The organism is Phycisphaerae bacterium, from assembly GCA_035275405.1.
In the GTDB taxonomy this organism is placed as follows: Bacteria; Planctomycetota; Phycisphaerae; order UBA1845; family UTPLA1; genus DATEMU01.
Genome location: DATEMU010000004.1, coordinates 159,960 through 185,840, shown reverse-complemented (window position 1 = coordinate 185,840; position 25,881 = coordinate 159,960). Strand labels below are relative to the sequence as shown.

Here is a 25,881-nt window from a genome sequence, read left to right as displayed (position 1 = left end):
GGCGTGAATATGGATGAGATTCGTAACGGTGTCCGGCGATTCCAGATGGAGGTTTTTCCGCAGAGGCGGCACTTTTACGAAGGAGTGGCAGCTTCTCAAAGCCCGCGCGCCCTTTTCCTGACATGCGGCGATTCCAGGATCGACCCAGAATTGTTGACCAGTAGCGGCCCCGGCGAGATCTTCGTCGAGCGAAACCCCGGAAACCTCGTGCCCGTCTACGACGAGCGGTCGCGAGTAGGGGTCTCGGCCAGCATCGAATACGCCTTATCTGTGCTGCAAGTCCGCCAGATCATCATCTGCGGTCATTCCAATTGCGGGGCCATGAAGGCGCTTATGCACCCTGAAAAGCTCGCCGCGCTTCCGGCGGTGCGTCAATGGCTTAGTTTTGCGGAGCCCGCGCTGGAAGCCCTGGATCGCGATCATAGGGACGACGCGGATGACGTCCGACTCGTTGCGATAACCAGGCTCAACGTCCTCCTGCAGATAAAGAACCTGGAAACACATCCCGCTGTGGCCGACGGCCTGCGGAAAGGGCGGATCTCCGTCGACGGCTGGGTCTACGAAATCCACACCGGCAAGGTCGAGGCCTTTAATTCAATGACCGGCAGGTTCGAGGCGTTTCCCTAGCAAAACTGCGACTTGCGATGTCCGGTTCCGAGGGTATGCTGCGTTCACTCGCGGCCCCAAAGGAGTGCCTCATGTCAAAAGAACGAATTCGACTTCAGGAAGCCCGTGAAGGAACTGCCCCTTGGAAAAAGTGGGGGCCCTACCTCAGCGAGCGGCAATGGGGCACCGTCCGGGAGGATTACAGCGCCGATGGCAGTGCCTGGGACTACTTCAGCCACGATCAGGCTCGTTCGCGCGTGTACCGCTGGGGTGAAGACGGGATCGCCGGCGTCTCGGACGACCATCAGCGGCTGTGTTTCGCCCTGGCGCTGTGGAATGGAAAGGACCCGATCCTTAAAGAGCGGCTGTTCGGCCTGACCAACAGCGAGGGTAACCACGGCGAGGACGTCAAGGAGTACTACTACTACCTCGACAGCACGCCGACGCATTCCTACATGAAGTACCTCTACAAGTATCCCCAGGCAGCCTACCCCTACAGCGACATCGTGGATACCAATCGCCGGCGCAACCGCAACGAACCGGAATACGAACTGATCGACACCGGGGTCTTCAAGGAAGATCGCTATTTCGATGTGATTATCGAGTACGCCAAGGCCGCGCCGGACGACGTGCTGATTCGCATCCGCATCCATAACCGGGGACCGGAGGCCGCCGCGCTGCACGTCCTGCCGACGGTCTGGTTTCGTAACACCTGGTCCGGTGAGTTGTCCCAGCCCCGTCCCCAACTTAAACAGATCGAGGGGCGCGGCAAGTCGGCGGTAATCGCGTCGGCCCATCCCAATCTCGGCGTATTCTGTCTCCACTGCGAGGGGGATGTGCCGCTTTTGTTCACCGAGAACGAGTCGAACACCGAGCGCCTCTTCGGAACGCCCAACGTCAACCCGTATGTCAAAGACGGCATCCACAATGCCGTGGTCCATGGGCGCGTTGACCTCGTCAACCCGAATCAAATCGGCACCAAGGCAGCGGCTCACTACCAGATCACCGTTGGCGCCGGTGAATTCAAAGAGATCCGATTGCGCCTGGTGGAGGTCTTGCCGGATAAGCTGAACAAGACGGAAACCCCCGCCGCCGTTGATCTTTTTGGCCGCCGCTTCGATCAGATCTTCGATGAGCGGCTCCGCGAGGCCGACGAATTCTTCGCTGCCATTGTTCCGCCCGGCTGCGATGCCGACGCGGCCAACGTCATGCGACAGGCCCTGGCCGGCATGCTCTGGGGCAAACAGTATTACTACCTGGACGCGAACCAATGGCTCGACGAGCACCAGGCCCATCCCCTAAAGCCCAACAGCCGCCACTCCCGTAACCGGGAATGGGTCCACATGGTCAACGACCACATCATCTCCATGCCCGACAAGTGGGAGTATCCGTGGTACGCGGCCTGGGACCTCGCCTTTCACGCCGTCGCCCTGGCAGCCGTCGACCCGGATTTTGCCAAAGACCAACTCGAGCTGATGTTGAGCGACCACTATCTGCATCCCAGCGGCCAGATTCCCGCGTACGAATGGAACTTCAGCGATGTCAATCCTCCGGTCCACGCCTGGGCGACGCTCTTCCTGGCCCGCAGCGAATTGGGGCAATCGGGCAAGTTGGACACGGAGTTTCTGAAGTCGATCTACCACCGGCTGCTGTGCAATTTCACCTGGTGGCTGAACCGCAAGGATCGGTCAGGCAAAAATGTCTTCGAAGGCGGGTTCCTCGGCCTGGACAACATCGGCGTCTTTGATCGCAGCGCGCCGCTGCCGACCGGCGGATATCTGGAACAGGCGGACGGCACGGCCTGGATGGCCTTCTTCTGCCAGAACATGATTGAGCTTGGCATCCGGCTGGCGACGCAGGACCCCAACTACGAGGAACTCGTCTCCAAGTTCGTGGACCACTTCCTGTGGATTGCCGCAGGCATGAACCGACCCGGCGAAGAGGGGATGTGGGACGAGGAGGACGGATTCTACTACGACGTATTGCGGCTCCCTGACGGCACAGCTCAACGGCTTAAGGTGCGCTCCATGGTAGGGCTCCTCCCCCTCTGTGCGGCCACCGTGGTTGAACCCTGGCAGCGCGATATCGTCGCAAAATCGGCGGCCCACTGGCGCGAGCGCGCCCGGCAAATGCCGGACCTGATGAAGAATATTCACCCCACCGGTCCGGGCCACCTGGGTGTTGGCGATCGGGGGATCGTCGCTCTACTCAACCCCGAGCGGCTCCGTCGAGTTCTTTCAAAGATGCTCGACGAGCAGGAGTTCCTCAGCCCCTATGGCATCCGATCCCTTTCCAAGTTCCACGAAAAACACCCCTACGTCGTGCACGTAGATGGTCAAGAACACCGCGTCGATTACTCGCCGGCGGAGTCCACGACCGGCGCATTCGGCGGGAATTCCAACTGGCGCGGGCCGATCTGGCTGCCGGTCAATGTCCTGATCATCCGGTCGCTGCTCAGCTACTACCTTTATTACGGCGACAAATTCTGCATTGAATGCCCCACGGGTTCCGGCCGCCTGATGAACCTCTTCGAGGTGGCCAAGGAAATTGCCGATCGGCTGACGCGGATTTTCCTGCGCGACTCGGACGGCCGGCGACCCGTCTATGGCGATTCGGAAAAATTCCAATCCGACCCCCACTGGCGCGACGATGTGCTCTTCTACGAATATTTCCACGGCGACAACGGGGCCGGCATCGGCGCGAGCCACCAGACCGGCTGGACGGGCGTTGTGGCGACGCTGATCCAGTTGTTCGGCACGCTGAACCCACAGACGTTTTTGGAAGTCGGAAAAATGTCGGCCTTCGAGCGAAGAAGCGGAATGAAGGCCGAAGACATCGTCGTCGCCAGCGCCGACGCGATCCCGCGCAAAACTACGCCCGTGCCGGCGAATCGTAAGGTTCCCTAGACGGATGCGAATGGGTGCGGCGACGATGCTGGCGACCGCCTCACCTGAAGTCAGCCAACCCTCCGGACTGCAACCAAAGTAAGGTCGTCCGATTGGGGAAACCCGGCAGCGTGGCGACGGACCGCGTCCAGGATAATCTTGACCGTTTCGTCCGCGCGGCGGCCCGCGGCATCACGCAGACATTCGAGCAGGCCCGCCTCTTCGAACATTTTTCCTTTTGCGTTGAAGGCCTCGGTCACGCCGTCCGTGTAGAGCGCCAGGGTGTCGCCCGGTTGAAGTTGGAGCGATTCGCTTTCGACTGGGATCCCCTCCATGACGCCCGCCAACATGGCGGTCGACTCCAAAACGAGGCGGGGTTCGGCGCCGGGGCGAAGGAGCACGGCCGAGAGATGGCCGGCGTTGGCGCATGTTACGTTGGCCGTGACCGTGTCAACGATCATGCAGGCGAGCGTGACAAACATGCCGCGCGGATTCTGCACGGCCAACGCATCATTCACCTGGAGCACTATTTCTTCCGGCTTGCGATACTGTCGCGCCATCGTTCGCAAGAGGGTTGTCGTGACCGCCATGAAGAGAGATGCCGGGATACCCTTGCCGGAGACATCGCCGACAGCGACGAGCAGGCGTCCGTTGTCGAGGCGCAATACCTCGTAGAGGTCGCCGCCCACCTCTAGGGCCGCTTCCAATACGGCGCAAATCTCGAAATTTGTGCCCGCAACCTGCGCGGGGATGTTCGAGGGGAGGATGCCAAGCTGAATCTCGCGGGCAATGGCCAGTTCCGCGGCGATCTTCTCCTTCACCGCGTCAGAATAGGCCTTGGCCTTCAGGAGCGAGCGCACGCGGGCTTTGACTTCCAGGACCTCAAACGGCTTGGTCAGGTAGTCGTTGCCGCCGACTTCAAAACCCTGCGTCTTGTTTTTCACCTCGTCGAGCGAGCTGAGAAACATGATGGGGATATCCTGCGTATTCGGCGCGGCCCGCAGGCGGCGACACACCTCGTAACCGTCGAGCCCTGGCATGACGATATCCAGCAGGACGAGATCGGGCGGATTCTTCTCAATGTTGCGCAGGGCGGACTCGCCGTCGAGCGCTACGCTCAGCTTATGATCGCTGCGCAGGGCCTCTACCAGCACATCGACATTGGCCTTGACGTCATCGACGATCAGAACGCGACATTCCGAGAGGTTTTTCACGACGTGGTCTCCAACCGTTTCAAAAGGGTGGCGACCGCCGCGGCCGCTTCTTCAAATTCGTAACCGTCGGTCAATTCACGCAACCGCGCGACGTCGCCAGCCCACGCCGTTTGCGCTCCAAGCGAAGTCAAGTCTGTGAGCGCTTCACCGGACGCGGAAACGTCGACTTGGTCAAGTGCCGCCGACAATCTTTCCAGCGCCGCGCGGGCCTTCAAGCCATCGAGCGGCCGGGTCGCTTCTGCGGTTGGGCTTGCCGATCCGTCGCGTAACCGGTCGATTGAGCGAAAGACAATTGCGGCATGTTCATTGACCGCGCCGAGCAGCTTTTCGAGATCGCGGCGCCCATCCCGACCCGCCTGCTCGAGCGCCTTGGCGGCTACCCGGAGCGTATCCGCCCCCAGATTTCCGGCGGCGCCGGCGATGGCGTGCGCATGTCGCGCCGCGGCGGAACTATCGCCCGCGGCGACGGCGGCGCGCAACTCTTCGAGGGTTTTGCCCTGTCCGTCCGCGAAGCGCAGCAGCATCTTCTTCAGGCTGCTGAAGCCGAGGCCGAGACGGGCCAGGGCATCCGCGACGTTGATGCCTTCCAGAACTGGAGGAGCATCATCGCCGGACGGTGTGGCGGGCGAAGGCGATGCCGAGGTCGTGGCGCTTGTCGAGACATTGCGGGGCAACCATTTTCGCAGCGTCTTCAGCATCGCCGCTCGATCGATGGGCTTGGTAATGTGGTCGTTCATGCCCGCCGTAATACAGGCGTCGAGATCGTGTTTCATGGCATTGGCGGTCATGGCAATAATCGGAAGTTCCCGGAAGGCGGCGTCGCTCCGCAGGAGGCGCGTTGCCTCCAGGCCGTCCATTTCCGGCATCTGCATGTCCATCAGGATCGCCGAATAGCGGCCGGCGTTTTGACGTGCCATATCGATCGCCACGCGCCCGTTTTCAGCGATATCCAGCTCGATTCCCAGCCGTGAAAAGAGTTCCAGCGCCACCAATTGGTTGGTTTCGTTGTCTTCCGCAAGGAGCGCGCGCACACCAACAAATTCACGCTCCAACGGGGCGTCCAACCCGCGGCGGACGGCGTGAACTCGCGCCCCCTGGGCCTCTACCAGAGAGTTAAAGAGTGACGAAGCGGTAAGCGGCTTGGGAAGAAAGACGTTAACCCCGATTTCGGCACAGCGCGCTTCTTCCTCTCTCCCCGCATAGGCGCTGATGATGATGATCGGGAGCGATTTCGTCTCCGGTCGTGCCCGGATGCGAGCGGCGGCCTCGATTCCATCCAGACCGGGCAGCATCCAATCGAGGATCACGAGGCCGAAGGGATCGTGGCCGTTGTTGTTTCGCTGATCGAGCAGCGCCAGAGCCTCCTCCGCCGTCCCAACGGTGACGACGGGAATCGACCACCCGCTCAAGAGCGTTTCCAGAAGCTCGCGGCTCGTCTCGCTGTCATCCACTACAAGGACCGGATGCTCGCGTATTCGCGTGGGCGGCGTGTGAGCCGGCGCCGGCTGGGTCGCATCGACCCCGACGCGCGCCGTAAAGTAGAAGGTCGTGCCGACGCCCGGCTTGCTCTCGAGGGTAACGTCCCCCTCCATCATCCGTGCCAGTCGCCGGCTGATGGCGAGTCCCAGACCGGTGCCGCCGTACTTGCGTGTCGTCGACGTATCGGCCTGGCTGAAGGCGGCAAAGAGCCGGCCTTGTTGTTCCTCCGTCATGCCAATGCCGGTATCGCGAATGCTGACCAACAAGTCGAGATAGCCCGTCGGCGTAGCCTTGCCGGATGGAGCGGCGTCAGCGACTGCAACTTTTACGGCCACCTCGCCCTTTTCGGTGAACTTGAAGGCGTTGCCGATCAAGTTGGTCAGGACTTGCCGAAATCGAAGCGCATCGCCTATCAATTGGTCCGGTACGATGGTCGGGACGTGCACAATGAGTTCCACGTGCTTTTCCATCACCTTGGCGCGGAATGTCTCGGTGACGTGTTCCAGTTCATGCCGCAGGCTGAACGGCATTGTCTCCAGTTCCAGCTTGTCCGCCTCGATCTTCGAAAAATCGAGGATGTCGTTGATAATGCCGAGGAGATTCTTTGCCGACGAGTGGGCGACGCTGACGTATTGCTGCTGCTTGGGCGTCAGGTCGGTCTCCAGCGCCAGGCCGCTCATGTTGATGATCGCATTCATCGGCGTGCGGATTTCGTGGCTCATCGTCGCCAGAAACGTACTCTTGGCCTGGGTGGCCGCCTCGGCCGCTTCCTTCGCCTGACGGAGCGCTTCCTGCTGCTGCCGGCGCTCGGTGATGTCACGAATCGATACGGCGATCTGCGTCTGGTCGCCGCCCTGGACCGGGCTCAGGCCGATCTCGACCGGGAACAAGGTCCCGTCCTTGCGCCGGCCAGTCAGCGCCATCCCGCTGCCCATGTCTCGAGCGCTCGGATCGGCCAGGTACGAGTTGCGAAGGGAGACATGCTTATCGCGGATGGAATCGGGGACGAGGACTTCGACGGGACTCCCCACGAGTTCGTCCCGCGTGTAGCCAAACAACTGTTCCACCTGCGCGTTGGCCAGACGGATAATCCCGCCGGCATCCACCACCATCATGCCGTCCGGGGCGGATTCCAGGACGCTGCGGTAGAACAACTCCGTCTTCTGCAGCTGTTCGCGCTGCGTGGTCAGCTCGCGCTGCTGCGTCAGCAATTCCTCTTTCTGGGCCAGCAGCTCTTCCTGGGACTGGGTCAATTCCTCGGTCTGCTCCTCGAGCTGTCGGGCTTGTTCCTGCGTCTGGGAGAGCAGCTCCTGCGTGCGGAGATTGCGCTGCAGGACTTCGAGGCTCATTGCGACGACCGGCAACAACTCTTCCAGCAGGGCTTTTTCCGACGAGTTGAACGTGCGGAAGGAGGCAATCTCGAACACGCCCAAGAGGTCGTCTTTGAAGAGCAGCGGCAGGGCCACGGACTGAACCGGCGTAGCCGAGCCCAGGCCGGAGGCGATCTGAAGATAGTCCGGAGGGAGATTTGTAAGCGTAATGGTCTTTCGTTCGCGGGCGCATTGGCCGATCAGGCCCTCACCGAGGCCCAGCGATTCCGCTGAACTCGACTCGGCGGCCAAGCCATACGAAGCGATCCGCCGAAGTCGCTCGGGCGACTGTTCGAGGAGATAGAACCCCGCGATGCCTCCGCCGAGCATCGGAACCAGCTCGGAGACCAGCCGCTGTCCAAACTCGGCCAAGTCTGTCGCCGCCTGCAGTTCCCGGGTGATCTGGGCGGCGCCGGATTTGACCCAGCGCTGTTCGTCCATCGCCGCGGCGCCTTTCTTAAGCACGTCAATCGATCGGGCCAGTCCGCCGGTCTCATCCGTCGCCTGCGTGAAGGGAACGTCGATCGCGTAATCGCCGGCGGCTATTCGCTGTACCGAAGCTTCAAGCGCCTGAATGGGGTGGACGATACGTCGGAAAGTCAGGTAGCCCAGAACCGCGGTCAGCAGGAGCGCGACAGAACTGGCGATAAGCATTCGGCGCTGGGTTTTCTCGATTGTCGCGACAGCGTCCCGGCCGGCCGCCGTCGCCAGATCTTCATTAAGCTGGATCCACTCGTTCGAAACCGTGCTTAATCGGACGCCTATTGCAGAAAGCGTGGTGCCGAACTGGGCGATGGCGTCATCCTTTCGGCCCGACTCGGCAAGGGAAAAGCCCTGCCTGGCGCCGTTAATCCACTCCCGGCTCAGGTCTCGGAAGTCGTTGTATAAACGACGGTCCCGCTCGCCGGTGATCAGGCTGTCCCCATATTGTTGAAGCAGGGCAGTGACGACTCGTTCATCCTCATCAAACGCGGCCTTCGCCGCGTCTCGTTGCGCCTGGTCGGTGGCGAGCAAACAGTCTCGCACATTCACCCGGAGTTCGGCGAAACTCCGCGATAGGTTGCCGAGAACGGCGAGACTCGGAATCTGGGACTCCGACACAAACCGGCCGCGGGACTCTGTCTCGCGCAGGTGAACACCGATGAAAACGCCGAGCCCGCCGAGCGCGACAAGGGGTACGGCGAGCAAGATGATCAGGCGTTTGGCGATGGTCATGAGTCCGCTTTCAAGCGCCGCCGCGCGGCGTAGGGGAGGAGCCCCGGAGCGAATAAACGCCGTCCCCACGCGATTCGAAAAGGTGACCCGCCTTGCCGAGATGCTCGGTCGGATCGAGCATCAGCAAACCACCGGGAGCGAGCAGCGACGCCATGCGCTCCACCACGGTGTGTCGCAAACCGGTTTCCAGGTACATGAGCACGTTTCGGCAGAAGATCACATCCAACGGACCGTCAATTGGCCACTTCTCATCGGCAAGGTTAAGGGCCCGGAAATCCACCAATTGCCTCAAGGCATCGGCGACAACGAACCGGCGGGCGTTGCGATCCTCGCCTAGAAATCGCTGCCGCCGAGACGGTTCGAGTCCGCGTAGCGCTGTTTCGGAATATTCGCCTCGCCGCCCGATTTCCAGCGCCTCCACGTCCACATCCGTGGCCAGGATGTTAATGGGCAGGTCGTCACGCTGGAAGACTTCGATCACGGCAATGGCCAGTGAGTACGGCTCTTCGCCGGTCGCCGCGCCCGCCGACCACAGTCGCGCCCGACCATTTCGGCGCACCGCCTCCATTGCGTGTTGTGCGGCCATAGCGAAGTGCCGGGGATGGCGGAAGAACCCGGTGAACTTTGTCGTCAGCAGACAAAAGAATTTTTGCTGCGCATCCGGGTCTCCCTTCTCGACTCGCTGCAGCAGTGAATCCAATTCAATAGGATCAACAATTCCGATCCGACTGCTTCGGCGGAGCAGAAGATCGCGATGCCGTTCAAACAACTCAATCCCCGCAAGACTCAAGGCGATTCTCCGTATCCGATCAAACTGTTCGTCCGGGAGCATAGGGAAACATGGCAACAAATATCAGCTAGAACGGACTGCGTCGATGGCATCGACACGCGAGGCCTTTTGCGGCAGGAATCCGATGCGCGGGTCACCCTCCATGAGCCATTATCAATCCAAGTCGGTGTCGCGGCAACTGCACCGCATGGCCGGTGACGTCAGTTTGCCTCGAATTCAAAGCGATTGACGTCGGGCGGCAGCGTAAACGCAAACGTCTCCGCCGAAAAAGTGGTCCACGGGGTCCACTCCACGATGTCCGCGGAATAACGCGAGCGATCGGCACCCTGGCCGTAGTCGATCGTGATTCTCCGTGGGATGGGAACGTTGCCGGCGTCAATCCAGATTTGCCAGCTCGAGGATTCCGTCGTGAAGGCCAGGTGGTGGCACTTGAATTCGCCCGCCTGATGGATTCCAAGGTATTGCCCGGACGCCGCTCTCGCTTCCATGCGATCGTAGAGATCCTTGTAGAGGAGATCTCCCAAGGGCAGGATGATGTTGTAATCCTGGGCGAGTTTGTCGAGCGCGCCGTCGATGGTATTGGGTACCTCCACCGCCGTGTAGATGTTTTTCGTGCGATCGAGCATCGATACCGTCTGGCCGTCGTACACGACCCGTCGCTCACCGTTGTCATCCTTCACATCCACGGCGATCTTGTCCGGTCGGCTGACGCTGATCTTGCGGCGGGACGAGACTTGGACCTTTTCGCCTGTTTCCCGCACCTGATCGTGCGTCGTACTGGCGTCAGCGGTGAATCGATCGAGGTTCGCCACGTAGATGCACATGTTCTTGAGGATCTTGTAAGGGTTTTCGACCTCATCGGCGGCGGAAGCATCCGGGGCGTCCGCGGCGACGGGCGCTTCGGCGACGACATATCCCTTCTGCCCCTCCTGTTCACCCTCCTGGTAATACACCCCCTCGGACTCGTAATAGGTCGTGTTGTTGATGACGACCGATTCGTTGTCGTCAGGCAACGACGAGTACCAGTATCCGATGGGCGGATAGGCCCAGCCGTAGTACATGCTGTCGCCGACCCAACTTGGCCGCCACCAACCATAGCCCGAGTGCCAATAGTCCTGTCCGCGCCACGGATAATTAATGGCGCCAGCGGGGAGATTGGTGACAAAGCGATTGCCGTATGGTCCCTGACCGGCGGCAATGTCGCGACCGTTTGGCCCCCATACCGCGCCCGCCGTTCCTCCACGCGGGCCGCTGACTCCCGCCGCGCCGGCCCCGCGTGGTCCACGAACCGCGCCGGCGGTCCCGCCGCCGGGCCCTTGAACGCCCGCAGCGCCGCCACCGCGCGGGCCCTTGATAGCGCCGGCTGATCCGCCGCGCGGGCCTTCGACGCGTGCAGCGCCGCCGCCGCGCGGACCCTGAATCGCGCCGGCCGTGCCACCTCGGGAGCCCTCGATTCCTACCGCGGTACCACCGCGCGGACCGACTGCGCCGGCGATCGTGTTGCCCCGCGGTCCGGTAGCGGATCCGCTGTGAATGATTGATCCGCTGTTCGAAGGTCGGTAGGAAGGAGTTGCGGGTCGCGAGTAGGACCGGCTTCCGTAGGCCCCGCCATAAGATCGCTGCCCATAGCCGCTTCCGCTCGACCGAAAGGATGGCGTTGAAGACCTCGAATAGGAGCTTCCGTATGACCTTCCCGCCCCGGTTGACGATCTGGAACCGGAGTAAGAGGGCGTCGACGACCGGGAGTATGACGACCCACCATACGATGACCTCCCGCTTCCATACGATGAGCCGCCGCGCGAGTATGAGGGCGAAGAGGATCGCGACCCCGATCGAGAAGAACCTGAATAGCGGATACTGCCGTGGTTGGAATAGGACGACCGGCTGCCGCCTCCGCTGCTGCGATAGCCGCCCCGAGAACCTCCCCCACGGGAGCCGCCGCCTCCACGACCTCCACCGCCACGCCCGCCGCGTCCGAAGGCATAGGCGGCACAATCCAGGAGTGCAATCGCGAGTATTCCGATTATGGCAAGCCGAAGATATTTTCCCCGAGTCATATCAGTCCTCCTCGGTCGAGGCGACCAAGTCCGACAACGAAACACTGGCAGCGCCGTTGGGAGGCGTGAAGGTGAAGGTCTCTTCGGACCAGGTCGGCGCGAGTTCCCATTTGTCCATCGTCGCGACATATTGGGGCTCATCAGGCTCGTCGAAGTAAGTGATCACCAGTTTTCGGGGCAGCGGCTGCTGGCCGGCGTCGATCCAGATCTGCCATTCCAGGTTTTCCTGGTGAAAGAGGAGATGATGGCACGGCGTGTCGGCCACGGAATGAAGGCCGACGTATTCGCCGACTTCTACCTCCGCCAGCAGTGATTCGTAGGTTCCCCCGACCAGAAGGTCGGCCATGGGCATGACAATGTCATGTTCGTCCGCCAGATAATCGAGCATCTCGCCGATGCGGTCCGGCACCGTCTCGGTCGCATAGGTGTTCTCGTCCCGGTCGAGAATCGTCAGTAACTTGCCGCGATACCAGACCGACCACGAACCTTCGTCGGATTCTGTATTGGCGAAGAGCCGATCGGGACGCACGACCGTAATATCACTGGTGCGATGGAATTGGGCAAGCTGCCCGGTGTCGACCGGTCGGTCCATGGTCGCTTGCACCTGGAATCGAAACGCCTTGGCACTGTCCAGGAGTTTGCACATGCTCTTGATGTGCGAATCCGCATCCGAATCCACTTCCCGGGTCAACGGCTCCGGCGCCGCGCATCCCGCCGCTATCGCCGCGGTCAGGACGCCCAACCGCATTCCGGGCGATAGGAATTGGCGAAGACGAGTCATCAGCGCTCCTCCCGGCAATCGGCGTTGCTCAATGTCCGCGAACAAACCGGCATGCTGCAATGATTAGAACTCCGCGTTGTATTTTTGCGTCATCGCCGCCCGGATTTGCGAGCGCCCGGCTTCAAGCTGCAACAGAATCTGAGTGGCCTGTTCCAGCGCCTTCGTTTTTTCTTCGGCGACGGCGGCGCGCCGCTGGCGCGCGGCGTTCTGGCGATCGATTTCCGCATTGGGGTCGGACCGAATCTCCAGTTCCGACTGATAGCCGCCGCTTTCGTAGGGATTCAGAATGCTCTCGGCCTTTGCGCGCGCCTGAAGGCCGCTTACGCCGAGCGTAGAGGCCACCTGGAGCAACTGCGAACTCACACTGGCGCCCCATTGGACCAATTCAGGGTCGACATTCACAATCGGCAGGCGACTGATATTGCGGGCGTCGCGCCCCACGTAGGTGGCGCCCTTGGCCAGGGACGTGGCCGTTCGCGCCCGCGCGCCGAACCCATCAATGGTTTTCGAAACTGACCGATAGTACTGTTTTGACGCAGCGACTTGGGCGTTACTCGGCGATTCGCCCTTCGATTTGCCCTCGTCGCCGGGTTGGTCGGCGGTTTCCTCGGTGTCCGTCGGGTGGGGCGGATTGATAATGCTGCACAGGAGGCGCAGTCCCTCCGTCGAAAGCGAACCGCTGGCAAGGATTGACGTGTCGCTCGTTGTGAACTTCCACCCCGCGATATCGTCGATGGAGGCCCCGGCCTTTTCGAGAATCTCCATTAACAACGGCTGGGCAAAGGCGGACAAGGCGGCGACCGGGCGACCGAATTCGATCGCACACTTGCCCCTAATATCGCCATGAACTTCAACCGTCAGTTTCAATCCCTTCACGCTGGCGATGATCTCGCTGACTTTGCGGGCGTCAAACTTTTTGTCTGCCAGGCAATCGAATTCGCCCATGTCTAACCGGCGGCGGACGCGTTTTTCGCCGACTGCGTCCTGAAGATCGAGGGCGAAAAAATATCCCGTTCCTTGCTTTATTTCGTCCACCGCCGCGCGCAGATATGGTGAGAGCGTCTCGGCGCTGGAGCCCGCTCCGGCGGTCCACCGCGCGGCGAATTGCCGATCCGCGGGACACACGACGCCGAGAAGCTGTTTGTCGAGTCGAACGTAGTAGGCGTTCGCCGGCGACCACGCGGCCAACTTGCCGCCCAGGGCGTCCGTAAAACCGTTCGCATCACTCGCGATGCGCTTCATGGAAACGGGCTTGGAAAGTTGAATGACCGAGACTTCCCAAATCGGTTCCACGGTGGTCGGCTCCAACCAGGAGGCCATCATCACTTGTTTCGCGTCGGGCGGCACGATCAGCGGCCCGGCGGAGTAGGCGTTCGACATCATGCTGCGCCAATTCTCCTGCCGCGCTACCTTGCTATTGAGCATCGCCTCCACGTTGACATAGGCGATGACGTTGGCGCCGGGAGGAACGCGGTTGACGAGGTCAGGGGCGTCGCCGAGCGAATTGTCCGGTGAAACCAGAAAACAAACGAGGGAAATTACGAGCGAGGAGATAAACGATCTGATGAACATAAGTTCCTCCAGAGGCTAAGGCGACGATTCTAATCGTTTCTCGTCCGGTTCGCCATTGCGCAGACGATTTCATTCGTTTGGGAGGCAATCACGCCTTCCTCATCCGTCGGGATCATCCAGACGGACGGTTTCGGCCCGGGCATTGATATGCGCCGTTTGTTTTGCCGGTTAGCCTCGCGATCGATGTCAATTCCGAGCCAAGCCGCGCCCAGGCACACGCGCTCGCGTATCACGGGAGAATTCTCACCAATACCCGCCGTGAAGATCAGCGCATCCAATCCGCCCAGCGCCGCTGCTAACGATCCGATTTCGCGTACGACGCGATAGACGAAGTACTCAATCGCGTCCGCTGCAAGCGGATTGCTGTTATCGAGTAGAACGCGCACATCATTACTGACGGTCGAGATTCCCAGGAGCCCGGATTTCTTGTAGAGCAGATCCTCGAGGCGTTCGAGGTCCCAGCCCTCCCGCAAGAGATAGAGGATGACGCCGGGGTCGAGGCTCCCGCAACGCGTCCCCATCGGCACGCCGTCCAGCGCGGAGAAACCCATCGTGGTTTCCACGCTGCGGCCATTATTCATCGCGCACAGGCTCGCCCCGCTGCCCAGGTGTGCGACGATCACGCGGCCGGCCGCGACTTCGGGGGCGATCTCCCGGAATTGCCGCGAAATGGATTCGTAGGAGAGGCCGTGGAAGCCCCAGCGGCGCACCCCCCGCCGAAACATCTGGTCGGGCAGTCCCAATCGCTCGGTCACTTTTGCCCGACCCTGGTGAAAGGCCGTGTCGAAGCAGGCGACCTGAGTCATGTCGGGTCGCAGTTTGGCGACGGCCTTGATGGCGGCGATGTTGTGCGGTTGATGGAGGGGCACCAGAGGGATGAGCTGCTCCAATCGCGACAAGACGTCGTCATCGATCCGCGTCGCTTTGACGAAATCCGGCCCGCCGTGGGCAATGCGATGGCCGATGGCCACAGCCCTCAATTGCCCGCCAAACTCCGACCGCACCCACTCCGCCAAATGTGCGAAGGCCTCGGGATGACCGAACTTCGCAGACGATTCTCCCAGGGTGTGGTCCGCCAACGACCGACCGTCGCAATCCTTGGCTTTGAAGTGCGGCGCCGTGCCGAGGCCCTCGATTTGTCCCCGCGCTTTGAGGTCCAGTCGCTGATCGACCATCGCATAAATCGAGAACTTCAGGCTCGACGAACCGGCGTTGAGAACAATGATGGCATCATTCATAGGATCATTCCTTCAATGAGCATTGGTCTGGTGCGTCGCTGTTCCCTAACCCATTATGCTCAGTCCGCCATCGACGTAGGTCGTGCTGCCAGTGACGCGGCGGGCGTATGGTGTCGCCAGATATGCGGCAGTCATACCGACGTCGTCAATGTCGACCAGTTCCCCGACCGGCGCGCGATTCGCCGCATTGTTCAATAACAAGTCGAAGTCCTTGAGACCGGACGCGGCGCGCGTCTTAATCGGGCCGGGAGAGATGGCGTGGACGCGGATTCCTTTCGGCCCCAGTTCATGGGCCAGGTAGCGCACAGCCGCCTCCAACGCCGCCTTCACCGGGCCCATTACGGCGTAGTTGGGAACGACCTTGTTCGCGCCGTGGTAACTCATGGCAAGGAGCGTCCCGCCGTCGTTCATGAGCGGGGCCGCTAATCGTGCCATCCGAACGAACGAATGGCAGGACACGTCCATGGCCAGCGAGAATCCTTCCGGCGAACAGTTGAGCAGGCCGCCTTGGAGGTCCTCCTTCGGCGCAAAGGCGATCGAGTGGAGGGCGATGTCCAGTCGGCCCCAGGTCTGTCGAATGCGCTCGAAAACTGCTTCGAGTTGTCCGGGCTTCTGCACGTCGAGAGGTTCGAAGATGGCGGCCTCCAACTGCCGGGCCAACGGCTCGACGAATGGCTTGGCCTTTTCGTTCAGGTACGTGAGGGCTAATTCGGCGCCGACCTTCCGGAAGGCACGGGCACAACCGAAGGCGATCGAGTGCTCGTTGGCCACTCCGAGCACCAGCGCCTTTCGCCCGAGTAACGGTGGCGAGGAAATGTCAGCCATGGGCGATACTCCTTGTTGCCTGGGTCAAGAGGCGTTGCCGACGGCTTGGCCGGTCCGCCGCGCGTGCGCGACCAGCAGCGCGACACCGCAGGAGGCCATGCGCACGCGCACGCTGTCGGCGCGGCTCGTGAGGATGATGGGAACGCGCGCGCCTAGCACCAATCCGGCGGCGTCGGCCTTCGCCAGGAATGTCAACTGTTTGGCCAGGATGTTCCCTGCCTCCAAATCGGGGGCGATGAGGATATCCGCGTCGCCCGCGACCGCCGAATCGATCCCCTTGGTATGGGCCGCTTCGAGATTGATCGCGTTGTCCATGGCCAGCGGCCCGTCAAGCAACGCGCCGGTAATCTGTCCGCGGTCAGCCATTTTGCACAGCGCCGCCGCGTCGATCGTCGAGGGAATTTTCGTGGTAACTGTCTCGACTGCGGAGAGAATGGCGACCTTTGGCAACTCCAGACCCAGGCTATGGGCCAGGTCGATCGCGTTCTGGCAGATGTCCCGCTTGTCGTCGAGGGTCGGGGCGATGTTGATTGCCGAATCAGTAATGATCAGAGCCTTGGAATAGGTCGGGACGGACATGACAAATGCGTGGCTGATCCGCCGACCGGTGCGCAGCCCCGTGGCCGAAGCAACGATGGCGCCCATAAATTCGTCCGTGTGCAGGCTGCCCTTCATCAGAATCTCGGCGCGGGCCGAGCGGACGAGTTCGACCGCCTTCGCCGCCGCCGCGTGGCTGTCGGGCACATCCACAATTTCGTAGCAATCGATCGTCAATCCCGCGGACTTGGCGACGTCGCGGATCTTCTGCCGCGGACCCACCAGAATCGGCTTGATCAGCCGAGCTTCGGCCGCCTCCACGGGACCGGTCAACGCCGTTTCCTCACACGGATACGCCACGGCCGTCACCACCGGCTCGAGCGCCCGGCATCGTTGAAGTAATTTCTCGTAGGCGTCGTGGCGTCGTTCGGTTTTTGAGTCCATCGTTGCTGCTGCGCTCATGATGTTCACCTTTGCATCCGTCATACGGCGGCGAGGGCCGCCGACTCGGGCAATTCCCGCAGGTTCATATCCAGCACGTCTGAGAGTTTTTTGGCCAAGGGGCGGTCGACGCGAATGTCGTCGGGGGCCAGAAGCAGTATCTGTCGTACAACATCGACAGCAAGGCGGCGCACCTCCCGGGTGGGGAGCATCACCGCCAGTGCCTCGAGGGCGCGGTCCCGATTTTGTCGCAACAACCGGGCCTGCTGCTTAAAGATCGTCCGCACCTCTTCCGGCTGGGTGTCTTTGAACTGGCTTTTTTCCAGTAAGGCGCGGAACACCCGTGCAGATCGGCGATCGAAGACGCCGACTTCGATCACCGCCGCTGCGATCATACGGAGAACGGCCGCCAGGGGTCCGCCCGATTCATAGTCTTCGTCCGGAAACGCGGCTGAAGACTCGGTGGGTGCGGCGGGTGTCGTAGCGCGAGGTTTGGGCGGGTAGATTGCGCCGAAACCCAACGGCCCATACATCATCTTGAAAACGCCCTCGCTCCACGTGTCACGCAGGTCGCGGAATGCATCGAGCGAGGAGGTGATGGCCTCCGAAGCCATCTTTTCAAACGCCAGGAACGGATTGTCCGCCTTCACAGGGAGGCGGTTTTCCCGCACGACATCGGCCGTCGCCGAAACCGGCGCCAACAGCGGATTCCGATCGGAGAACCACTCATACTTAGTGCGCAACGGGTGGAGATTTCGCAACGTCTCGGCCCACGGCGGTGACATGGCCTGCACCCACGGGCTGACGAATGTCTTGTAGAGCTGATCATTGACTTCGGAGACGGCCTCGACGGTCTGAAAGGCCTCCTCGTCTTTGCGGGTATCTTCCAGCGAGCGGATGTCGTCCATCTTCCGCGCCTCGAACCGCACGAGGTAGTCGCCGGGTTCCAAGTCAGCGCGCTTGGCAGAGGAATCCTTGCGCTCGATGATCATCTCGTAAAGTCCCGCCGGCAGGGCGTCGATCATCTCCAGCGTCTCGACCATCTCCTTGTGCTCTTTCGCCGCCACGCGCCCCGAAACGAAGATGCCCAGGTGCCCGATGTCCTCATGGACCATGTACACGATCACCTGGTCATTGGCGATGATCGCCTGCTCGTCGCCGTACACATCTTCGATCCAGTTCAGTGCTTGCTGAGGCGGCGTGATGTTGTCGCCCTGCGAAGCGAACACGACGATGGGCGAACGGATGTTGCGGAGGTCCACCGTCTTTCCGTCGGGACTCGCGATCCGCCCGGTCGCCAGCTTATTCCCAATGAACAGTTCGGATACGATGGCGTCGATTTCTTCCCGGTTCATCAGGAAATAACCGCCCCACCAGGTTTCAAACCCCAGGAACCGGGGGGCCTCCGTGTCGATCTTCGAATAGAGGTTGTAGTATTTCTTCCAAAACGTGTTGGCCGGATCGAGGTTCTCGAAGTTTGAAACCAGATGCGCGCCATCAAACAGGCCGTCGCCCAGGTCGCAAGCCATTGACTCCAGCCACTTCCCGCCCAAGAGACCGCCCGCATAGCGCATCGGGTTCTGGCCCGAGGCCCCGCCCCAGTACGAAAGCGGCGCGCCGTTGAGGATGACCGGGCCCATGATGTCCGGTCGCACTGCCGCCAGCGCCGCGACGGCCCATCCGGCCTGGCAGTTTCCGACGACACACGGCTTGCCCTGGGCATTCGGATGCCGTCGCGCGACCTCTTCGATGAAGTGCGCCTCGGCCGCGGCGACATCGCGCAGCTTCTGTCCCGACATCGGCTCCGGGAAGAAGGTCACAAAATAAACGGGATGCCCCGCGCGCAACGCCACGCCGACCTGCGAATCGTGCTTCGACCCGCCGATGCCCGGCCCATGTCCCGCGCGCGGATCGACGATGACGTACGGTCGCTTGCGCGGATCAGTCGGCTTTCCCGGCTCGGGCTTGATCCGCAGCAGGGCGTAGTTGACGGGCTGCTCGAGAGTTCGCCCGTCGATGATCGTCTCGTATTCGAATTGAAGAATTGGGGGTTGCCCCTTTTTTTTATGGTCCAGGTAGTTGTTGCCGCGTTGTCGCAGCACATCCCAGAACAGGATGGATCGCTGAAACGCGTCGACCGCGTATTCGAATCCGTGGATGACAGGATCAAAGGCATTCGGCTTGGCGGTAAATGGTGCAGTACTCATGATTCAAAACCTCGTTGAAGTGCGCGCATATCACAAGCGTCCCTTTGGATAAGCCGCGTTATCTATGTCACTAGCATTTCCCATGCCAGGTCGGTCACTTTGCCAGTGGGTGGAGCATAACTAGTTAAGGTTAAACGGGATAGCGGCATGTCCGCGGAGCGTCGTCGCCGGTCGTAATTTTGTTCAGATTCTGTCGGCTCGTTCACTTGTTTGCACGTTGCCGCAGCCGCGCGAATGGGATTCCGCGGGTTCACGGTCGTTTTCTGTTACACTTTCCGCGGGGACGTTTCCTGGCGCGAAGGGCCCGAAGGGAAGTTTGAGCATTCATGCCTCGCAAGCGGCGAACGGTCGACGAGTGGGAACGGGATTGGAAGGCGCAATGGAAAAAGGCCGGCGGTCCGGCCTACGAACTACCCGTCACGGGCAAGGGCGATGGTGAGCGCGCATTTCTCGCAGAAACGCGCTCGCCGCAAAAGGAGGCCGCCCGGCTCAAGCGAATTCAGGGTGAATTCGTGCGCGGGTTCAAAGGGCTCTACCAGCTCGGCCCGGCTGTCACGGTCTTTGGTTCCGCGCGCTTCAAGGAAAATCATCGCTATTACAAGCTGGCGCGGGCCGTGGGGTCCGAACTGGCCCGGGCGGGTTTCGCGACGCTTACGGGCGGCGGGCCGGGCATTATGGAGGCCGCCAATCGGGGGGCCCATGAGGCGGGCGGCGTCAGCTACGGACTGAACATCATTCTCCCACACGAGCAGTGCGCCAACCCGTACGTCGACAAGAGCGTCGAGTTTCATTACTTCTTTACGCGCAAGGTAATGCTCGTCAAATACTCCTGTGCGTTTATTATCATGCCCGGCGGGCTGGGCACCCTGGACGAGCTCTTCGAGGCGGCGACGCTGATTCAGTGCAAAAAAATTGGACCGTTTCCAGTGATCCTCATGGGAGAGACGTTCTGGGCGGGGATGCGGGCCTGGGGCCAATTCATGAAGAAGCAAGGTGTCTTTACGGACGATGAAGTGCGCTTTGGGTGGGTCACCGATTCGCCCGCCGAGGCCGTTGACGTCATTCGGCGCAGCCTTTCCCCGACGGTTCGCGCGCGATTGAGGTCATCTGACCGGCGCCCGCAAGCCCCGAAGAGGAGCAAATGAAGATCAAAGTGGTGGGTGCGGCGGGCGGCGAAGTGACCGGCTCGGCTTACGTGGTCGAAACGAAAAGTTCCCGCATCCTGGTGGATTGCGGCCTGTTCCAAGGCGGGAAACGGAGCGAGGCGCTGAACCGCCCGCCGGCGAACCCGAACATGAAACTCGACGCGGTGCTGCTGACCCACGGGCATCTGGACCACACCGGGCGCCTGCCGCTGCTCACCAAGCTCGGATGGCGGGGGCCGGTCTTCGCCACTCCCGCCACGGCGAAAATGGCGGCGTTGATCGTTCGCGATTCGGCGCGGCTCCAGGTGGGGGATGCCCAGCGTCAAACGCGAAAGAACCTGCGCATGGGAAAGCCGCCGGTCGAACCGCTTTACACTCCGGAAGAGGCGGATGGGATCATCGGGCAGATGCAAACCGTCCCGTATCAAAAGCCCGTCGACGTGGCGCCGGGGATTCGGGCGACCTGGGCCGAAGCGGGGCACATGCTCGGATCGACCAGCATTCAATTGCTGATTCGCGAAGATGGGAAAGAAAAGAAAGTGGTGTTTTCCGGCGATCTGGGACCGCGCAGCATTCCACTTCTGCGAAACTTCGATCCCTTCAAACACGCCGACCTCCTGTTTCTGGAATCCACTTATGGCGATCGCGATCATCGCGACTTTCTCCAAACCGTCGAGGAGTTTGTCGCGGTCGTCCAAAAAGCAGTCAAAGCGGGTGGGAAGATCATCGTGCCTACCTTTGCGGTGGGCCGCGCGCAACTGCTGACGAGCCTGCTGGGGTGGATGTCCCGCAAGAAAAAGATCTCGCCCTTCCCGATCTTCCTCGACAGCCCCATGGCCATCGAGGCGACGAAGATTTACACGCAGCACCGTGAGCTGTTTCACGAGAAGATGGATAAGTTTATTCGCGAGAAGCCGCTGCGCGAGGAACTGCGCACTATGAAAATGTGCGCGACCGCCGACGACAGCAAGAAGATTAACGATGTATCGGGGACGTGCCTGATCATGGCCGGCGCCGGGATGTGCAACGGCGGGCGCGTGCTGCACCATCTGAAGCAGAATTTGTGGAAACCCGAGACCCAGGTGTTGATCGTCGGCTACCAGGGCCGGGGTTCGCTGGGGCGCCAACTGGTCGATGGCGTCAAGGAGGTTCGCATCCACGGCGAAAAGGTCGCCGTCAAGGCGCGGGTGCATACGCTGAGCGGCTTCAGCGCCCATGCGGGTCAGACCGACCTGCTCAACTGGTTCGGCGTGATCGCACCCAGCAAGCCGCGCGTCATCCTGACGCACGGCGAAGACGGCCCTCGTCAGGAACTCGCCCGGCAAATCCAGCGCCGTTACCAGCTGAAGTGCACGCTTCCCGCGATGGGAGATGTCATCGATTTCTGATGATGGGAATGCGCCATGTCGAGCAAGATTCATCGCATCGCCATCTCCACCGGCGGGGGGGATGCGCCCGGACTTAATGCGGTCATCCACGCGGCCGTCTATGCCGCGACGGCGCAGGGCTGGGAGGTATATGGCATTCGCGAGGGTTTCGAGGGTCTCCTCGCGCCCGACGGTGGAAATGAAGGACTCGTCAAGTTAGATCGCCGAGCCGTACGCAATATCGCCCACCTCGGCGGGACCATCCTCGGGACGACGAATCGCGGCAATCCGCTCCAACACAAATCGAACGATAGCGGCGGTCGCATGGAGGACCGGACCGATGAGCTGATCTCTCGCTTTCGCGCGGCCAAGCTCGATGCACTGATTACGGTGGGAGGCGATGGCACGCTTACGATCGCGCACCATCTCAGCCAAAAGGGCCTTCCCATCGTCGGCGTGCCGAAGACGATTGATAACGACCTGCAATCGACCGTCGTGACCTTCGGCTTCGATAGCGCCGTTTCGTTTGCCACCGAGTGCATCGATCGGCTCCATTCCACGGCCGAGTCGCATCGGCGGATCATGGTCGTCGAGGTCATGGGACGCTATGCGGGCTGGATCGCCATTCACGCCGGGATCGCCGGTCGCGCCGACGCGATTCTCATTCCGGAGATCCCTTACGACATACAAAAAGTTGCGGACCACCTTCGCCGGAGGATCTCTGGAGAAAAGTCGTACGCCATCGTAGTCGTGGCCGAAGGGGCCAAACCCGCGGGTGGCGGGATTTCGCTCAAGGAGAAGGCGCGTACGGACCACGTCGAACGTCTGGGCGGAATCGGAGAAACCGTCGCCGATCAATTGCAGTCATTGACGGGCAATGAAACCCGCGCGGTCGTTCTCGGACACTTATTGAGAGGCGGCTCTCCTTCCTCGCTCGACCGCCTGCTGGGCTTGAACTTCGGCGCCGCCGCAGTCCGCGCCCTGGCGGCGGGAAAGAGCGGCGTCATGGTCGCGCTGAACCCTCCTCGTATTGAACATATTCCGCTCGAACAGGCTGTGAGCAAACTCAGGCTTGTGCCGCTCGACGGAAACGCGGTCATTACCGCGCGGGCCCTGGAAATCTCCTTTGGAGATGAGTAACTGATGAAAATCGCCCTCGGATCAGATCATGCCGGCTTCGACCTCAAACAGCGGGTGAAGGACCATGTCCTGAAACTCGGCCACGAAGCGACTGACCTTGGGACGAATTCAGTCGAACCGGTGGACTACCCCGACTTCGCGGAGGCGGTGGCGCTGGCGGTTCGTGATCGTAGAGCGGACCGCGGAATCCTGGTGTGTGGTAGCGGTGTGGGCGCCTCCATCGCCGCCAACAAAGTCCCGGGAGTCCGCGCCGGTCTCTGTCACGATTCGTATTCGGCCCATCAGGGCGTCGAGCACGACGACATGAACGTGCTGGTACTCGGCGGACGGATTGTCGGAGAAGCCCTCGCGATGGAATTGGTTGAGGAGTTCCTCAAAGCGCGCTTCACGGCCGAGGAACGGCACCAGCGTCGTCTCAACAAGGTGCTTGCCTTGGAGCGCCGCTTCACCCGGTAGACGCTAATTGGCCCCATCGGCCGAGAGGACCGAAACCGATGAGAAAAACTCATACCTCGGGCCGCCGCGTCCGACCCGGAAATCCCCTCAATCGTGAATCGCTCCGCAAGATCGATGCCTACTGGCGGGCCGCGAATTACCTCTCCGTCGGCCAGATTTATCTACTGGACAATCCCCTACTTCGCAAACCGCTCCGCCGCGAACACATCAAGCCGCGCCTGCTTGGCCACTGGGGGACAACACCCGGCCTGAACTTCATCTACGTTCACCTCAACCGGATCATTAAGGCCCACGACCTCGACATGATCTACATCATCGGCCCCGGGCACGGCGGGCCCGGTCTGGTCGCCCACGCGTATCTGGAGGGGACGTACAGCGAGGTCTATTCGAATATCACGCAGGATGAGGCCGGCATGCAGCGGCTCTTCAAACAGTTCAGTTTTCCCGGCGGCATTCCCAGTCACGTTGCGCCAGAGACGCCCGGCTCGATCCATGAAGGCGGAGAACTGGGTTACGCCCTGTCTCATGCTTACGGCGCCGCGTTCGACAACTCCGACTTGATTGTCGCCTGCGTTGTGGGCGACGGAGAAGCCGAGACCGGACCGCTGGCCACGAGTTGGCATTCCAACAAGTTTCTCAATCCGCAGCGGGACGGCTGCGTTCTGCCCATTCTGCATTTGAACGGCTACAAGATCGCCAATCCCTGTTTCCTCGCCCGGATTCCCAATGACGAGCTGCGCAAGCTCTTCGAGGGATACGGTTATCAGCCCTATTTCGTAGAGGGCCACGAACCGGAGCGCATGCATGGGGCTATGGCTTCCGCAATGGATCAATGCACGCGCGATATTTTGAAAATCCGCGCCGAGGCGCGCTCGAAGCGTTTGGTTCGCCGACCGGCGTGGCCCATGATCGTCCTCCGGACGCCCAAAGGCTGGACCTGCCCGCCGAAGATCGACGGCAAGAAGTGCGAGGACTACTGGCGCAGTCACCAGGTCCCCATGGGCGACATGAGCACGCGGGCGCACGTTAAGATCCTGGAACAATGGATGAAAAGCTATCGGCCGCAGGAGCTCTTTGATCGTGACGGCCGGTTCAAGTCCGAATGGGCCGACTTGGCGCCGGTGGGGGAGCGTCGCATGAGCGCCAGCCCTCATACCAATGGCGGTCTGCTGCTAAGGGACCTGCGCCTTCCGGACTTTCGCGACTACGCCGTAAAGGTGCCGCGGCCCGGCGCCACCTCCGCCGAAGCAACCCGCATCATGGGCAAATTCCTGCGCGATGTCATGAAGCAGAATCTCGTGAATCGAAACTTCCGCCTCTTCAGCCCGGACGAAAACAACTCCAATCGCTGGAACGACGTGCTGGACGTGACCGACCGCTGCTTCATGGGGGAAATCTATCCGGAGGATGACCACCTCTCGCCTGACGGCCGCGTGATGGAGGTGCTCAGTGAGCACCAATGCCAGGGCTGGCTGGAGGGATACCTGCTCACCGGTCGTCACGGATTTTTCTCGTGTTACGAAGCCTTTATCCACATCGTCGATTCGATGTTCAACCAGCACGCCAAATGGCTGAAGGTCTGCAATCACATCAACTGGCGGCGTCCGATTGCGTCGTTGAATTACCTGCTCTCCAGCCACGTCTGGCGGCAGGACCACAACGGCTTCTCCCATCAGGATCCGGGCTTCATCGACCACGTCGTCAATAAGAAGGCCGAGGTCATCCGCGTGTACCTGCCGCCCGACGCTAATTGCCTGCTCTCCGTCACGGATCATTGCCTGCGCAGCCGCAACTACGTCAACGTCGTCGTGGCCGGCAAGCAGCCGTCGCCGCAGTGGCTGACAATGGACCAGGCGGTCAAGCACTGCACCGCCGGGCTGGGCATTTGGGAATGGGCCAGCAATGACAAGGGCGTCGAGCCGGACGTGGTGATGGCGTGCTGCGGCGATGTGCCGACGCTGGAAACCCTGGCGGCAGTGGACCTGATGCGCCGTTACGTTCCGTCGCTCAAGGTGCGGGTCGTCAATGTCGTCAACTTGATGACGCTGCAGTCGCCCGATGACCACCCGCACGGATTGCCGGACGCGGATTTCGACGCGATCTTTACCATCGACAAGCCGGTTATCTTCGCATTCCACGGCTATCCGTGGCTTATCCATCGCCTGACCTATCGGCGAGCCAACCACGAGAACCTCCACGTGCACGGCTATCGCGAAGAGGGGACCACGACGACGCCCTTCGATATGGCCGTTTGTAATCAGCTCGACCGCTTCACGCTGGTCAGCGATGTCATTAATCGCGTTCCGAAGCTGGGCGAGCGGGCGGCCTATGCCCAGCAGGCCATCCGGGAAAAACTGATCGACCACAAGCACTACATCGCCGAGCACGGTGACGACATGCCCGAGATCCGGGATTGGCAATGGGGCCTTCGCAAGCAAGTCCCCCGGCGGGGAACATCGACCGAGGCGGACAACACCTGACCGGAGACGAGGCGATGGCGCGCATAGATTGTCTTTGCCGCGTTTTCCAAGATGCAGCGTGACCGGACCCGCTGCG

At 61.2% G+C, this 25,881-nt stretch carries 17 protein-coding genes; 7 read left to right on the top strand and 10 right to left on the bottom strand.

Annotated elements, in window-relative coordinates:
* The first annotated feature begins 9 nt into the window (after positions 1–9).
* Both VJZ71_07690 and VJZ71_07685 read left to right on the top strand, forming a co-directional pair.
* The gene (locus VJZ71_07690) at positions 10–627 is read left to right on the top strand and encodes a carbonic anhydrase (GenBank protein ID HKQ47933.1); all 618 of its coding nucleotides are present in this window, start codon (positions 10–12) and stop codon (positions 625–627) included.
* 71 nt (positions 628–698) lie between these two features.
* Complete coding sequence (locus VJZ71_07685; protein ID HKQ47932.1) at positions 699–3,512, top strand: glucosidase; 2,814 nt, start codon at positions 699–701, stop codon at positions 3,510–3,512.
* 50 nt (positions 3,513–3,562) lie between these two features.
* On the opposite strand, the gene VJZ71_07680 is transcribed toward VJZ71_07685, so the two are convergent.
* The 10 genes from VJZ71_07680 to VJZ71_07635 all read right to left on the bottom strand — a co-directional run bounded on the left by VJZ71_07680 (position 3,563) and on the right by VJZ71_07635 (position 19,217).
* Positions 3,563–4,705 carry a SpoIIE family protein phosphatase gene (locus VJZ71_07680; protein ID HKQ47931.1) on the bottom strand — a complete coding sequence of 381 codons (1,143 nt, stop codon included), beginning with the start codon at positions 4,703–4,705 and terminating at the stop codon, positions 3,563–3,565.
* Positions 4,702–8,769 carry a response regulator gene (locus VJZ71_07675; protein ID HKQ47930.1) on the bottom strand — a complete coding sequence of 1,356 codons (4,068 nt, stop codon included), beginning with the start codon at positions 8,767–8,769 and terminating at the stop codon, positions 4,702–4,704. The genes VJZ71_07680 and VJZ71_07675 overlap by 4 nt, the downstream gene beginning before the upstream one ends.
* A gap of 10 nt (positions 8,770–8,779) precedes the next feature.
* Positions 8,780–9,559: a protein-glutamate O-methyltransferase CheR gene (locus tag VJZ71_07670; GenBank protein HKQ47929.1), complete on the bottom strand. Its 780-nt coding sequence runs from the start codon at positions 9,557–9,559 to the stop codon at positions 8,780–8,782.
* Positions 9,560–9,759: 200 nt separating this feature from the next.
* Positions 9,760–11,616 carry a DUF6515 family protein gene (locus VJZ71_07665; protein ID HKQ47928.1) on the bottom strand — a complete coding sequence of 619 codons (1,857 nt, stop codon included), beginning with the start codon at positions 11,614–11,616 and terminating at the stop codon, positions 9,760–9,762.
* 1 nt (position 11,617) lies between these two features.
* Positions 11,618–12,397, bottom strand: coding sequence for a DUF2092 domain-containing protein (locus VJZ71_07660; GenBank protein ID HKQ47927.1), 780 nt, complete (start codon positions 12,395–12,397; stop codon positions 11,618–11,620).
* A gap of 63 nt (positions 12,398–12,460) precedes the next feature.
* Entirely contained in the window at positions 12,461–13,969 is a 1,509-nt protein-coding gene (locus VJZ71_07655) for a hypothetical protein (protein HKQ47926.1), read from the bottom strand.
* Between the two features lie 29 nt (positions 13,970–13,998).
* Positions 13,999–15,207: an acetate/propionate family kinase gene (locus VJZ71_07650; GenBank protein ID HKQ47925.1), complete on the bottom strand. Its 1,209-nt coding sequence runs from the start codon at positions 15,205–15,207 to the stop codon at positions 13,999–14,001.
* Between the two features lie 45 nt (positions 15,208–15,252).
* Positions 15,253–16,032, bottom strand: coding sequence for an enoyl-ACP reductase FabI (gene fabI, locus VJZ71_07645; protein HKQ47924.1), 780 nt, complete (start codon positions 16,030–16,032; stop codon positions 15,253–15,255).
* Positions 16,033–16,056: 24 nt separating this feature from the next.
* Positions 16,057–17,031 (bottom strand): bifunctional enoyl-CoA hydratase/phosphate acetyltransferase, encoded by a 975-nt coding sequence (locus tag VJZ71_07640; protein HKQ47923.1) that lies wholly within the window; start codon positions 17,029–17,031, stop codon positions 16,057–16,059.
* A gap of 20 nt (positions 17,032–17,051) precedes the next feature.
* Positions 17,052–19,217 (bottom strand): DUF3141 domain-containing protein, encoded by a 2,166-nt coding sequence (locus tag VJZ71_07635; GenBank protein ID HKQ47922.1) that lies wholly within the window; start codon positions 19,215–19,217, stop codon positions 17,052–17,054.
* 326 nt (positions 19,218–19,543) lie between these two features.
* On the opposite strand from VJZ71_07635, the gene VJZ71_07630 reads away from it, so the two are divergent.
* Genes VJZ71_07630 through VJZ71_07610 form a run of 5 tightly spaced genes read left to right on the top strand, consistent with a single transcriptional unit; the run spans position 19,544 to position 25,805 of the window.
* Complete coding sequence (locus tag VJZ71_07630) at positions 19,544–20,362, top strand: TIGR00730 family Rossman fold protein (protein ID HKQ47921.1); 819 nt, start codon at positions 19,544–19,546, stop codon at positions 20,360–20,362.
* On the top strand, positions 20,359–21,750 hold the full coding sequence (locus VJZ71_07625) for an MBL fold metallo-hydrolase (GenBank protein ID HKQ47920.1): 1,392 nt from the start codon (positions 20,359–20,361) through the stop codon (positions 21,748–21,750). The genes VJZ71_07630 and VJZ71_07625 overlap by 4 nt, the downstream gene beginning before the upstream one ends.
* A gap of 15 nt (positions 21,751–21,765) precedes the next feature.
* Complete coding sequence (locus tag VJZ71_07620) at positions 21,766–22,869, top strand: ATP-dependent 6-phosphofructokinase (protein ID HKQ47919.1); 1,104 nt, start codon at positions 21,766–21,768, stop codon at positions 22,867–22,869.
* Between the two features lie 3 nt (positions 22,870–22,872).
* Positions 22,873–23,325: a ribose 5-phosphate isomerase B gene (gene rpiB, locus VJZ71_07615; protein ID HKQ47918.1), complete on the top strand. Its 453-nt coding sequence runs from the start codon at positions 22,873–22,875 to the stop codon at positions 23,323–23,325.
* 38 nt (positions 23,326–23,363) lie between these two features.
* On the top strand, positions 23,364–25,805 hold the full coding sequence (locus VJZ71_07610) for a phosphoketolase family protein (protein ID HKQ47917.1): 2,442 nt from the start codon (positions 23,364–23,366) through the stop codon (positions 25,803–25,805).
* Positions 25,806–25,881: the final 76 nt, after the last annotated feature.